General features: G+C 60.4%; 10 protein-coding genes. 5 read left to right on the top strand and 5 right to left on the bottom strand.

What is annotated here, in order from left to right; genetic code table 11:
* The first annotated feature begins 81 nt into the window (after nt 1–81).
* The gene (locus HWU94_RS02760) at nt 82–1,584 is read left to right on the top strand and encodes a catalase (RefSeq protein WP_185174218.1); all 1,503 of its coding nucleotides are present in this window, start codon (nt 82–84) and stop codon (nt 1,582–1,584) included.
* 135 nt (nt 1,585–1,719) lie between these two features.
* Here HWU94_RS02760 and HWU94_RS02755 read toward each other — a convergent pair whose 3' ends face one another.
* Together HWU94_RS02755 and HWU94_RS02750 are read right to left on the bottom strand one after the other, a co-directional pair.
* Entirely contained in the window at nt 1,720–4,176 is a 2,457-nt protein-coding gene (locus HWU94_RS02755; RefSeq protein WP_185174217.1) for an MMPL family transporter, read from the bottom strand.
* Between the two features lie 31 nt (nt 4,177–4,207).
* Nucleotides 4,208–5,515: an SseB family protein gene (locus HWU94_RS02750; RefSeq protein ID WP_185174216.1), complete on the bottom strand. Its 1,308-nt coding sequence runs from the start codon at nt 5,513–5,515 to the stop codon at nt 4,208–4,210.
* Between the two features lie 242 nt (nt 5,516–5,757).
* On the opposite strand from HWU94_RS02750, the gene HWU94_RS02745 reads away from it, so the two are divergent.
* Nucleotides 5,758–7,149, top strand: coding sequence for a DUF6882 domain-containing protein (locus HWU94_RS02745; protein ID WP_185174215.1), 1,392 nt, complete (start codon nt 5,758–5,760; stop codon nt 7,147–7,149).
* A gap of 152 nt (nt 7,150–7,301) precedes the next feature.
* On the top strand, nt 7,302–8,270 hold the full coding sequence (gene rarD, locus HWU94_RS02740; RefSeq protein ID WP_185174214.1) for an EamA family transporter RarD: 969 nt from the start codon (nt 7,302–7,304) through the stop codon (nt 8,268–8,270).
* 138 nt (nt 8,271–8,408) lie between these two features.
* Here rarD and HWU94_RS02735 read toward each other — a convergent pair whose 3' ends face one another.
* From HWU94_RS02735 to HWU94_RS02725, 3 genes are all read right to left on the bottom strand, one after another.
* Nucleotides 8,409–9,170 (bottom strand): amino acid ABC transporter ATP-binding protein, encoded by a 762-nt coding sequence (locus HWU94_RS02735; protein ID WP_185174213.1) that lies wholly within the window; start codon nt 9,168–9,170, stop codon nt 8,409–8,411.
* 30 nt (nt 9,171–9,200) lie between these two features.
* On the bottom strand, nt 9,201–9,995 hold the full coding sequence (locus tag HWU94_RS02730; protein WP_185174212.1) for an amino acid ABC transporter permease: 795 nt from the start codon (nt 9,993–9,995) through the stop codon (nt 9,201–9,203).
* Nucleotides 9,996–10,138: 143 nt separating this feature from the next.
* The gene (locus HWU94_RS02725) at nt 10,139–10,909 is read right to left on the bottom strand and encodes an ABC transporter substrate-binding protein (RefSeq protein ID WP_185174211.1); all 771 of its coding nucleotides are present in this window, start codon (nt 10,907–10,909) and stop codon (nt 10,139–10,141) included.
* Nucleotides 10,910–11,032: 123 nt separating this feature from the next.
* Between HWU94_RS02725 and HWU94_RS02720 the strand changes: the two genes are divergently transcribed.
* On the top strand, nt 11,033–11,767 hold the full coding sequence (locus HWU94_RS02720) for a demethylmenaquinone methyltransferase (protein WP_185174734.1): 735 nt from the start codon (nt 11,033–11,035) through the stop codon (nt 11,765–11,767).
* A 99-nt stretch (nt 11,768–11,866) separates the two neighbouring features.
* Nucleotides 11,867–12,907, top strand: a complete 1,041-nt coding sequence (locus HWU94_RS02715) for a polyprenyl synthetase family protein (protein WP_185174733.1) — start codon at nt 11,867–11,869, stop codon at nt 12,905–12,907.
* Nucleotides 12,908–13,001: the final 94 nt, after the last annotated feature.

Here is a 13,001-nt window from a genome sequence, read left to right as displayed (position 1 = left end):
AGCGTCATTACCCTCTGCCTGCCTACTAGAACCGCCCCTAGAGACAGACAGAAAACAACCCCACACAGGAAAGTAGGAAAAATGAACAACCCGATTAAGACCGGTTCATTTACCACCACCGCCCAGGGTGCCCCCGTTGCCTCAGACAACGACTCCCTGACCGTAGGTGCCGACGGCCCCATCGTCCTGCACGACGCCTACACCGTCGAAAAGCTCGCCCAGTTCAACCGCGAGCGCGTCCCCGAGCGTGTCGTACACGCTAAGGGCACTGGCGCCTTCGGTGTCTTTGAGACCACCGAAGATGTCTCCAAGTACACCCGCGCAGCTCTCTTCCAGCCCGGTGTATCCACCGAGATGCTGATTCGTTTCTCCACCGTTGCCGGTGAGCAGGGTTCACCCGACACCTGGCGCGACCCCCGCGGTTTTGCCATCAAGTTCTACACCACCGAGGGTAACTACGACCTGGTCGGCAACAACACCCCCATCTTCTTCATCCGCGACGCCATCAAGTTCCCCGACTTCATCCACTCCCAGAAGCGTCTGCCCGGCAATGGCCTACGCAACAACGACATGCAGTGGGACTTCTGGAGCCTGCGCACCGAGTCAGCGCACCAGGTAACCTGGCTCATGGGTGACCGCGGCATCCCCGCTACCCTGCGCCACATGGACGGCTTCGGTTCACACACCTACCAGTGGATCAACGCCGAAGGTGAGCGTTTCTGGGTCAAGTACCACTTCAAGACCGACCAGGGCAACGACTTCCTGACCGGTGCTGACGCTGAGCGTATCGCTGGCGAAAACGCTGACTACCACCGCCAGGACCTCTACGAGGCTATCGAGCGTGGCGAGTTCCCCTCATGGACTCTCTACGTTCAGGTCATGCCCTACGAGGACGCCAAGACCTACCGCTTCAACCCCTTCGACCTGACCAAGGTCTGGCCCCACGCTGACTACCCCCTGATCAAGGTGGGTAAGATGACCCTGAACAAGAACCCCGAGAACTTCTTCGCTCAGATTGAGCAGGCTACCTTCTCACCCTCCAACTTCGTTCCGGGTATCGCAGCGTCCCCCGACAAGATGCTGCTGGGCCGTATCTTCTCCTACCCCGATGCGCACCGCTACCGTGTGGGCACCAACTTCGCTGACCTGCCCGTCAACTACGCGAAGAACGCTGAAGTCAACAACTACAGCCAGGACGGCGCTATGCGCTACACCTTCAACAGCCCCGACACCCCCGTCTACGCCCCCAACACCTTCGGTGGCCCCCACGCTGACGCTGCCCGCGCCGGTGAGGGCTCTTGGGAAGCTGACGGCGCCCTGGTTCGTGCTGCTGCCACCCTGCACGCTGAGGACGATGACTTCGGCCAGGCCCGCACCCTCTACGCCGATGTCATGGACGATGCCGCTAAGGCTCGCCTGGTCGAGAACATCGCCGGTCACGTTGGTGCTGTTGTCTCTGACGAGATTCGTGAGCGTGCCTTCAAGTACTGGGATTCAGTCCACGAAGAGCTGGGCGCCCGTGTGCGTGAGGCCTACAAGCACAACAACGAGAAGAGCGACGAGTCCACTCCCCAGACCACCTAAGGTCTGCGGTAAAGCCTAGCTTTTCGCAAGAAAGCCGCCCCCGGCGTCCTGATGTTCAAGGACGCCGGGGGCGGCTTTTCATGTCCGGCACACGGTGCGGCCGGTTTACGACCCTCAGGGTGAGGGTGTGTGGCGTTAGACGGCGATGTGTTTGGGGGTGTCTTCTTCGTCGCGTTCTTTCTTTTCAAAGGGCCACCACCAGGCAGCTTCACCCAGCATATACATGGTGGCGGGGATGAAGGTGGTGCGGATGAGGAAGGCATCCATGGCGACGCCCAGGGCTAGGGCAAAGCCGATGGGGCGCACTGCGGTGAGGTGGGAGAAGATGAAGCCGGCGAAAACAGCGACCATGATGACGCCGCAGGCGGTCACAACGGCGCCACCTTGCTTGTAGCCCAGTACGACAGCATCGCCTGCCGAGTGGCCCTTGCGGTGGGCGTCGCGCATGCCCGAGACGATGAAGATTTGGTAGTCGACCGAGAGGCCAAACAGGATGCCGATGAGCAGGATGGGCAGGAAGGCCAGGATAGGCCCGGGCTGGGTAACGCCGAAGATGTCAGCTAGCCAGCCCCACTGGTAAACAGCGACGACGGCTCCGAACGATGCCAGGGTAGACAGCAGGAAGCCGATAGTGGCCGTGACCGGCACGATAATGGAGCGGAAGACAAAGGCCATCAGGACCAGGCAAAGGGCAATCACGACCCCGAGGTAGAGCGGGATAGAGCTTGAGATACGTTCTGAAATCTCGATGTTGGCTACGGTGGAGCCGGTCAGGCCGATGGTGGTTGCGGTAGCTTTTTCGGTGGCCTCCAGTTTGTCGTTCATGGCATGAACGGTGGCGAGGGTGCTGTCTGCCGAGGGCCCTTCACTGGGGAAGAAGGCCAAAATGGCGGTGGCGTTGTCGTCACTGGTAGCGACGATAGCGACGCTTTCGATTTTATTGTTTTTAAGGCGGTCTGCCACGTCGAGGGCTACGTCGCGCAGGCGGGCTTCGTCGCCGGGGACGGTGAGGGTAAGACCCGCGATGATAGGCCCGTTGACGCCTTCACCAAACTTTTCGGAGATGGTCTGGTAGACCTGGTAGGAGGTTGAGTCGGTGGCCTGGTATGAGCCGTCGGGCAGGCCCAGTCGGAGGGAGGTGGTGGGGATAATCGCCAGTACCAGCACAGCTACCGAAACGAGGGTCATAGCAATGGGGTGGCGGGTCACGAAGCCTCCCCAGCCCTTGTAGGCAGCTTCGATTTCGGCGAAGGCTTCACGGCGGTTACGGGGTACCTGGATTTCCTGGGTGCGGGCCAGGTTGAGCTGTTTCAGTTCCTCCCGTTGAGCGCGGGTGAGGACGCGGGTGCCCAGCAGACTCAGGACGGCCGGCACCAGGGTGAGCGAGGAAGCCACGACGAGGGCTACGGCAAAGGCACCGGCGAAGCCCATGATGGCGAGGAAGGGCAGGCCTGTCAGGCAAAGGGCAGACAGCGCGATGATGTTAGTCATTCCGGCAAAGAGCACGGAGTGACCTGCTGTTGAGTTAGCGGTGCCTACTGCCTCCAGCACGTCTTCTCCGTCGCGCAGTTCTTCGCGGAAGCGGTAGAGGATCAGCAGGGCGTAGTCGATACCGACGCCAAGACCCAGCATGAGGGCGAGGACGGGGTCGGTGGCAGTCATACCGATGAAGGCAGTACTGGTGTACACCAGGGCAACGGCGGTCCCGGCCCCGATGAGGGCAAGCACCAGGGGTAGACCGGCGGCTACGACCGCCCCCAGGGTAATCAGCAGGACGATAAAGGCTACGACCAGGCCAATAATTTCTGAGATACCGAAGACGTCGCTGACGTCCTGGTCGAGTTCGTAGCTGTAGTTGACGGTCAGGCCGGTCTCTTTGAGAGTGTCAAAGGTGCTAAAGACTTCTTCCCGTACCGAGCTGGGCAGGGAGTTGGTGTCTTGGTTGAAGGCGATATTGACGATTGCAGCGGTACCGTCTTCGCTCACCATGTTCGCGTCTGCCGCCGCATCTAGTTCGCGCTGGGCAGCATCGACCTTATCCTGGTTGGATCGCAGAGTGGTGCGGGCTTGCGCCAGGGCGGTTTCTTGAGCCGCCAGGTCGGGGGCTAGTGCCGCAATTTCCTCTGAGCTCAGCCCCTGAGGTAGGGCTGCTTTAGCGGCATCTAGCTGGGCCTGCCCCTCATCGACCTGCGCCTTGGCTTGGGCTAGCTGGGTTTTAGCGTCCTCAAGTTGCACGGACGCCTGGGTCACCGCATCTGCTGCCATGAAGGGGTCAAGGGAACCAGCAACCTCGGGCAGCTGGTCGATCGTAGTAACAGCCTGGGCGATTGCCTGCTTCTGGGTGTCATCGAAACCGTTGTCGGCTTCAAGAACCACGTAGCCGCTAGAGATACCGTTGTCGGGAACCTTGGCTTGAAGGTCTTCCCGCACAGCTTCAAAAGAAGCCCCCGGCATGGTGTAGTTAGCCGTTGCACCGCGTGCTAGGGTCAGTGCCCCAAGGGCTGCAAGAATCAGAAGTACCAGCCATATCACGATGGTGGCTCGGGCATGACGAGCCGCGGTGAGGCCGAGCGTGCGCAGGGCGCCTGTCATGGGGGAACTCCTGAAGTAAGGGGGTGGGGGTTTACTGAGATTCTACTACTGAAATGAGCTGGCGCACCTGTTCCATAGGGAGAGTGGCGTGGGGTGCCAGGGCGTTGATGCGTACAGCGCTACTTTCACCAGCGGCAAAGAGTTTGAGGGCCTCGAGTGCCGGGGCGCTACGTACCACCAGGGTCGGGTCAAGAGCAGCAACTTCAGCAGCCGTTGTAAAGACTAAGGCGATGTTTTCTTCGCTGTCATCGTCTTTCTTAAGCATGACAGGGTGGCCTACCGGGTCATCTGCACGTACACCCAGCAGGAGCACAGACGCAGGGGCTGTGAGAGCCATCAGCAGATCATGCATATTTTCTTCAACGAGAGCTCGTTGGGCCGGCATGTTATGCGGGGACCCAATCACCCACTGGATCTGGGCTTTTTCAATAAAGCACTCGTGCTCACTACCGGGGTCCAGCACCAGCACATCTATTGTTTCATCGTGGGCTACCTGCAGGAAAACCTTCATGGCGTGTTCTACCACCAGGCGGGGGTGAGGGGCGTTCAGCACCTGAGCTGAGTAGGTTTTAGCAGGTTCAGTTGCTGAGTAGGCGGTCAGTGCCCTCATTCCGTTAGCGAGGCGCAGCACCTGGTAGTTGAGCTGAGGGGTACCCTCAGGAGTCACCGTGCTCTGGGAGATATCCATGATGAGATTGCCGCCCTGGGCGGTGCGGACGACGTTCGCTAAGGACTGCTCGCTCCTGGCAGTTGCGAAGCCCGCCAGGGCCTCAGTCAGATATCGGTTGACGGGGCCTACAGGCAGGGCGCCTTCCCCACCGGTTTCAGCGAAACCTGCGCCCCGGCGTCCTGCCAGACGCACCGCAGCCCAGTCAGGCACGTGCTCGGGGTTGCGGGGGAAAAGTTCAAAGTGGGCGCGGATATCGTGGGCACTCAGGCGGCCCTCGCCGTTCCAGTCCACCGGCTCGTGGGCACGGTCGTAGGACGCCCCAATCTGGTACTGGGGCTCAGGCCAGTTGCTTGCGGTAATCACCACAGATGCGGTGAACCAGGTGCCCTCCCCCTCGACAAAAGAGGCGTGCTGCAGCTGCTCAATAGCGGGAAGCACAGGGCTATTAGATTTCACCGGACCCACAGTGCCCACATAGTCCTGCTCATCGCGTGATTCAGTAATGCGCACAAATACAGTTTCAGATAGGGGCTTGATATCGAGTACCAGCTCATTCCAGCCGGGTTCAACCTTGACCGTACCCAGCATCCAGCTACCAATAGCGTTCAAGGCATCTTGCACCATAGCGGGGCGTTCAATCTCGGTATAACGGGGCGAAGAAGGCGACATACTGTTCCTGAAGGTTTGGGCGAAGCAAAGCCCTATCGGCGCTACCGGAGGTAAAGCCAAGGGGCGCGAGTTATCTACCCCATTAAACCAAGAAACTACCCGCCTCGGGGCAGAGCACACCCGCCTTCTTCCTGAGTGATTCTCCCCTAGTTTCAAGGAGGGTGCTGAATATGTCAGAAATTCAAGCTCTTACCACGGCAAAAAGGTGCGGGAGCCCCATAAGAGTTGCTAGCCTTGACCGTATGACTACTACACTGCAGGATCTGATTGACGATTCAATCTTTATCTCCACCGAGTACCAGGCCCGTCTTGCTGAAATCAGCGGCGGCGCAGAATGGACGGTGGATTTCTCTGCACCGTCATTCACCCTCCAGTCTGATGCTTCCGTAAGCCTCACCCCCTACCTGCTGGGTACTGAATCCGAGAACCGCGGTTCCTGGATTTGGTCGTGGCAGGAGCTCGGTCACTTCCCCGACCGCGTCGTTTCGGCAGCAATCCAGGCGCGTGAAGGCGGAGCGAAGCACAGCATCTCTGAGCTCACCACCGATGAGCTCCCCCTCGACTCGGGTCTGGCCCGCAAACTGACCCTGGCCTCCAAGGCGCTGACCGGCATCTACGCCCACTACCCCGTGACTGCCGGGGCAGGCGTCCGTGCCTGGATTCTGCTCGATGGCAGCCAGCTTGAACTTGAGGCTCCCACCGTCAACCGTATGGGCCAGGTTATGGCGCAGGCCCTGCAGACTGGCACCGCCGTGAACCACCTGCGCGCCGTAGATTCCTACGCCAAGCTGCGAGGCGCCCACATTGCCTGGGACACCGAGGCAACCGCCGTCATCACCGCCTCGGACGGCGCCCTGCGCCTCTGGTTCGATAACGGCAAGATTTCTGGTATCGAGGCTGCTGAGCCCCAGGTCGGTGCCGACGAGCTAGCTCGCCTGGCGCAGACTGCCCGTGACCTGCGCGAACAGCTTGCTGCTGAGCGTCAGGGCATCGAAGCTGTAGCAGCTCAGGAGGCCGCTGCCCAGGTCGCAGCCCGAGAAGAGGCTAACCGCCTGGCGGCTGAAGAAGCTGCCCGCGAAGACGAAGCCCGCGCCGAAGCCGCCCGTGCAGCCGAGGCTGAAGCTCTGGCCGCTGAACAGGCCGCCATCGAAGCTCGCGAGGCTGACATTGCTGCCGCTGAAGAGCGCGCCGCAGCTGAAGCGGCTGAGGCCGAGCGTCTCGAGAAGGAACGCGCCGAAGAGGCTGCCCATGAGGAAGAGGTCGAAGGTACCATCACCACCGACCGCGTCTACCCCAACGCCGAGCAGCCCTACGACCGCGAACCTGCCGAGGACGCCCGCCCCGGCCGTGTCACCACCAGCGCTATCGCCGATGAAGATATCGTGCGCGATGAGCCTACTCAGGTAGAAGAGCCCGCAGCGGCCTCTATTGCCGCCGAGCAGGTTATCGAAGAAGCTGAGACCGAGCAGGCTCCTGCCGGTTACGAGCAGGTTGACGAGCCTGCCCGCCCCGCCTCAGAGATTCGCCTGGCTGGTCAGGCACCCGATCTTGAGGCTGAGCGCGCAGAAGCTGCAACCAAGCCCAAGCCTAAGGAAGAAAAGAAGGGCTTCTTCAGCCGCTTCTTCGGCCTCTAGGCTTCATCCCGAGCACCTGTCAGTGGCTACCCGGTATGCACCGGGTAGCCACTTTCTCGTAGCGCCGCTGACTCACATTCCCCGTGAGCGGTATAAGTCCCTACCTAACGCAGAACCCACACACCACCGAGAGAAGCACGAGGAACGCAACGGTGAGCACAGCCAAAAATGAGCAGGTAGTAGGCGGCCTCTACGCCTTTTTCTGCTACCTGATCTGGGGGCTCTTCCCCCTCTACTTCATGCTGACCGCCCCAGCCACTCCCCTAGAGATCGTGGCGGGCCGGGTGCTCTTTTCACTGGTCTTCTGTTTAGCCCTGCTCCCGCTCACCCGGCAGGTCAAAAACCTGGTGGCGGTGCTAGGCAACCTGCGCCAGGTCGGCCTTCTGCTAGTTGCTAGCCTACTCATCTTCGGCAACTGGCTGCTCTACGTCATTGCCACCACCAGCAACAACGTCATGGAAGCCTCCCTGGGCTACTACATCAACCCTATTGTCTCGGTCGCCCTAGGCGTCGTCTTCCTGGGTGAGCGCCTGCGCCCCCTCCAGTGGGCCGGTATCGCTGTTGCTGCGCTCGCGGTGCTGGTGATGGTGGTCTTTTACGGCTCAGTCCCCTGGCTGGGTTTGGGGCTGGCTTTTACTTTCGGTTTCTACGGGCTGGTCAAGAAACGAATCGGGGCAGTGCCCGCCCTGGTCTCTTTGACCATGGAGACCCTGCTCCTAACCCCTCTGGCAGCTGTACTGATGTGGCACTTCGCTCGCAGCGGTCAACTTACCCTGCTGACAGAAGGCCCGGCTCACTTCTGGATTCTAGTAGCTAGCGGTGTGCTCACGGCAGTGCCCCTGCTTCTCTTTGCAGGAGCCGCTGCCCGCGTCCCGCTCTCTGTGCTGGGTATGGTGCAGTACGTTGGCCCCACCCTTCAGTTCCTCGTTGCCCTGTTCGTGACCCAGGAACACCTCTCAGCAGGCCGCTGGGCAGGTTTTATGCTGGTGTGGGTCGCCGCGGCCTTCTTCATCACTGACTCCCTGCTCACCCAGCGCAGGGTACGAACCCGCATGCCGTCCACCGAGGTGCCCTCCCCCGATACCAACACCGGTATGCTGCCCCAGATTAAAAACGACTAGGTAAAGCCCAAGTCAGCTGAGACAGCCCCACAGAAAAACAAGCACAAAAAAGCAGCCCAGGCCCGCAATCAAGGGGTCTGGGCTGCTTTTATGCTCTGGCGGTGCTGAATCTACTGGACTGAATCTACTGGACTGAATCTACTGGGCTGTGGGGTTGAGCACGCGGGAGAGGAAGAGCTGGGTGCGCTCATGCTGGGGGTTGCCGATGACGGCGTCGGATGGGCCCTCTTCGACGACCACGCCGCCGTCCATGAAGACCACGCGGTCAGCTACATCGCGGGCAAAAGCCATCTCGTGGGTTACCACGATCATGGTCATGCCCTCGGCGGCGAGCTGACGCATGATAGAGAGCACATCGCCCACGGTCTCGGGGTCAAGAGCGCTGGTGGGTTCGTCAAAGAGCATGAGGGCGGGGTTCATGGAGAGGGCACGGGCGATAGCGACGCGCTGCTGCTGGCCGCCGGAAAGCTGATCGGGGTGGCGGGCTGCCTTATCAGCTAGGCCTACCTTTTCGAGGTTGGCCAGGGCGATTTCTTTGGCTTCGGCTTTAGAGCGCTTGAGCACCTTGACCTGAGCGACGGTGCAGTTTTCGAGTACGGTTAGGTGGGGAAAGAGGTTGAACTGCTGAAAAACCATACCTACGGAGCGGCGCATGGCGTCGATATCAACATCGGGGTCGGTCACCAAATGACCGGCCACCTCGATGCTGCCGGAGTTAGGGGTTTCAAGCAGGTTGACGCAGCGGAGCAGGGTGGACTTACCCGAGCCGGAGGGGCCAATCAGGCAGACGACCTCGCCGGGGGCTACCGACATGTCGATGCCCTTGAGCACTTTGACGTCGCCGTAGGACTTATGCAGGTTGGTGATGGTGACGGACGCTGGTGCGGTCTGAAGAGTCATGGCTGGTTCTTCCTGGGGTAGGTGGGTGCTTTACTTGCGGGAGCGGGCCTTGGCGCGCTTTTCGAAGTGGCGGGCAAGGAAGCCCAGCGGGAGGGTAATAATCAGGTAGCAGGCACCTGCCAAAACGAGCGGGGTGAGGCCTGCGCCAGAACCCGAGATGCCTTCACGGCCGAACTTGGTCAGTTCGTACTGGGCCACCGACATACCGAGCAGGTAGACCAGGGAGGAGTCCTTGGTGAGCAGGATAATCTCGTTGGTGAGCGGGGGCAGGACGATGCGGAAGGCCTGGGGGATGATGACGGTGACCATGGCGCGGGTGTGGCTCATGCCCAGGGAGCGGGCTGCCTCGTACTGGCCCTTGGGTACAGCTTCCAGGCCGGCGCGCAGTACCTCACCGATGTAGGCAGCCGACACCATACCCAGGGCCAGCATGACGGTGACGTAGTTGTTCAGGCGCAGGCCGAAGGCCAGGGGGATGCCGTAACCGAAGGCAATAAAGACCAGCAGCGCGGGCAGACCGCGGAAGAGCTCGATGTAGAGCGAAGCTAGCCAGCGGTAGGGGGCAACCGATGAAATCTTCATCAGGGCCAGCAGAACACCGCCAGCCAGGCCCACCACGAAGCCTAGGGCCGTGTAAATCAGGGTGTTCTTGAGGGCAACGGTGATGATGTTGGGGAACTGCTGGGCAATAATCTCAGGGTTAAAGGCCTTATCGCGCAGGGTTCCCCAGTCAGCGACAAGAACAACGACGAGTGCGATGATAGCTAGCAGGGCGTACTGGGCGTAGCGGGCGTAGGTTTGTTTCTGCCGGGTCGACAGTGCCATGGGTGGTCTTCCTTATTGTTCCCCGGTTGCCCGGGATCATATCGGCGAAGGACGAGAGATAAACGGGTGAGGGGTAGGCTGCGTCTGCGCTAGCCTACCCCCGTTGGTGAGCTTGGGTTTATGCTACTACCCGTTATCCGTGATTACTGGGATACGCCCAGGTATTTTTCACGCAGGTCTGCCAGGCGGCCGTCCTCTTCCATCTTCTTGAGGGTGGCGTTGGCGGAGTCAAGCAGGGCGGTGTTCTCGGTCGCTACGGCACCGGCAATCTGCTCGCCAGTCTCGATTTCCTGGACTACAGAGAGGGATGAGTCAGAGGTCAGCATCTCAGACAGCACGGTGATGTTACCGACGATGGCATCGACCTGGCCGGTCTGTACTGCCTGCAGGAGCAGGCCGTTATCTTCGTACTGAACAGTGTTAGCACCGGCGTCCTGGGCGTACTTTTCGCCACTGGTAGCCTGCTGCACGCCGATATTGCGGCCGGAGAGGTCAGCGTCGCTCTTGATGTCGGAGCCAGCGGGAACCAGGATCGCCAGGTTGTCATCGACGTAGGAGTCGGTGAAGTTCATGACAGTCTTGCGCTCATCGGTGATGGTGATGCCAGACAGGGCAATGTCGCACTGCTTGGAGGACAGGGCTACACCGGACTGGATACCCTCGAAGCTGGTGGTGAACATTTCGGCTTCGACGCCCAGGTCTGAGGCGATAGCTGCTGCGATATCGGCATCCAGGCCAACAATCTTGCCGTTTTCTTCGTATTCGAAAGGAGCGTAGGGAGGGTTGGTGCAGACGGTCAGTTTGCCCTCTGAAATCAGGGAAACGCCTGACTCGGTGGTGGTGCCGGTGCTGGATGAGCCACAGGCGGTGAGCATCAGGGCGGCTGCGGCGAGAGCGAAGGGAGCCTTCTTCATGGTGTACCTCGTATCTAAAACTGTGTAGGTGCGATGTGCTTTGAGGTTTATTCTGCCCCGCTATGCGTAAAAATGCAAACCTATGCATGAATATTCATTATGAATTTTTTACACACGCCCAAGATGAGCTTTAGACACAAACATGACAAAATAGGCAGGGTGAACCGAGCAGACCTTAACAAAAAGACCACCGACATCTCATCCATGTTCGATCAGGTAGCCGAACGCTACGACCTGATGAACGGCATCATGTCGCTGGGCCAACACATCTACTGGCGCAAGCAGACCGTTGCTGCGGTCGACGCCCACCCCGGCCAGAAGGTCCTTGACGTCGCCGCCGGAACCGGCACCTCGTCCGAACCCTTCGCCGACGCCGGTGTTAAGGTCATCGCCGCCGACCTCTCCGAGGGCATGCTGGCCGTAGGCCGCCGCCGCCGCCCCGACATCGAGTTCGTACAGGCGGACGTCACCGCCCTCCCCTTTGCCGACGAAGAGTTTGACGCCGTCACCATGAGCTACGGCCTGCGCAACGTCGCCGACTACCCCCAGGCCCTGCGCGAACTCTACCGCGTAACCAAGCCCGGCGGACGCATCGTCATCAACGAGTTCTCCACTCCCACCTTCGCGCCCTTCCGCGCAATCTACCGCAACTACATCATGAAGCTGATTCCGCCGGTTGCGCGCAAGGTCTCTTCTAACCCCGAAAGCTACGAGTACCTGGCCGAATCCATCCTGGCCTGGCCCGCCCAGGACGAGCTGGCCCGCCACTTCACCGAAGCAGGCTGGCAGAACGTTCAGTACAAGAACCTGACCGGCGGCGTCGTAGCCCTGCACCGCGCTTATAAGCCCGGGCAGTAAACCCGGTAGACTTACACCAGCAGCTTGCCGCGGCTCTGGGCCGCAGCCACCCACCGAAGAAATGTGAAAGACACCGTGACTGAACCCACCAGCTCCCCTATGAGCGTTGAAGCGCTCATGCCCGAAGCTGACTTCAACCTGCCCAAGGGGTTTGAACTCATTGCGCAGGACGCTGAACTCGGCCCCAAGATTCTTGAGGCCCTTTCTGAGGTTGAGCAGCGCCTAGAACGCGCGGTTGCCCAGACCAACCACCTGGCAGATGTGGCATCCCGTCACCTGCTTTCTGCCGGTGGCAAGCGGGTGCGCCCCCTGCTCACCCTGCTGGCAGCAGAAGCCGGTGGCGGCATCAACGACCGGGTCATCGACGCAGCTGTAGTCGTTGAACTAACCCACCTGGCCACCCTCTACCACGACGACGTTATGGACGACGCCCCCAAGCGCCGCGGTGTAGATACCGCCCAGAACATCTGGGGCAACTCGGTCGCCATTCTGACCGGTGACCTCATCTTCTCCCGTGCCTCCCTAATTGTTTCCGAGCTGGGTGGGCGCGCTCTAGCCGTTCAGGCTCAGACCTTTGAACGCCTGGTACTGGGTCAGCTCTTTGAGACCACCGGCCCCGAGAAAAACGAAGACATTCTCAGCCACTACATTAAGGTCATCGAGGGCAAGACCGGATCCCTCATCGCGGCAGCAGGCTCCTACGGCACTATCCTGTCGGACTCCCCCGAAGCAACCGTGCAGATGCTGGCCCGCTACGGCGAGCTGGTAGGTGTAGCCTTCCAGCTGGCCGATGACGTCATCGACGTCACCAGCTCGGGGGCGGCGTCCGGCAAGACCCCCGGCACCGACCTGCGCGAGGGCGTCCCCACCCTGCCCACCATCCTGCTCGACCGAGCCGCCGCAACCGGCGACCTTGAAGCCCAGCACGTCCAGCAGCTGATTCAGGGCGATCTGACCAGCGACGAGGCTCTAGCCGAAGCCGTTGCAGCGCTCTCAGCCCACCCGGTCACCGCAGAAGCCTGGGAGATTGCCTACCAGTGGGCTGATGACGCTATCGCAGCCATCGAGCCCCTGCCCGACTCGGTCATCAAAGAAGCTCTCAAATCTTTTGCTCACGCCGTCGTCCACCGCGACGCCTAGAGCCAATCCCGGCGGGAAACCGCCGGGATTTTTTTACCCAATTTTCTATCCACTATTTGAGATTTATTTATCACTTGCTAGTCTGAACCCACAT

This window comes from Rothia nasimurium, assembly GCF_014217215.1.
GTDB lineage: Bacteria > Actinomycetota > Actinomycetes > Actinomycetales > Micrococcaceae > Rothia > Rothia avistercoris.
Note: the sequence above shows the minus strand (reverse complement) of the source record. Positions and strands in the feature narration are given on the sequence as shown.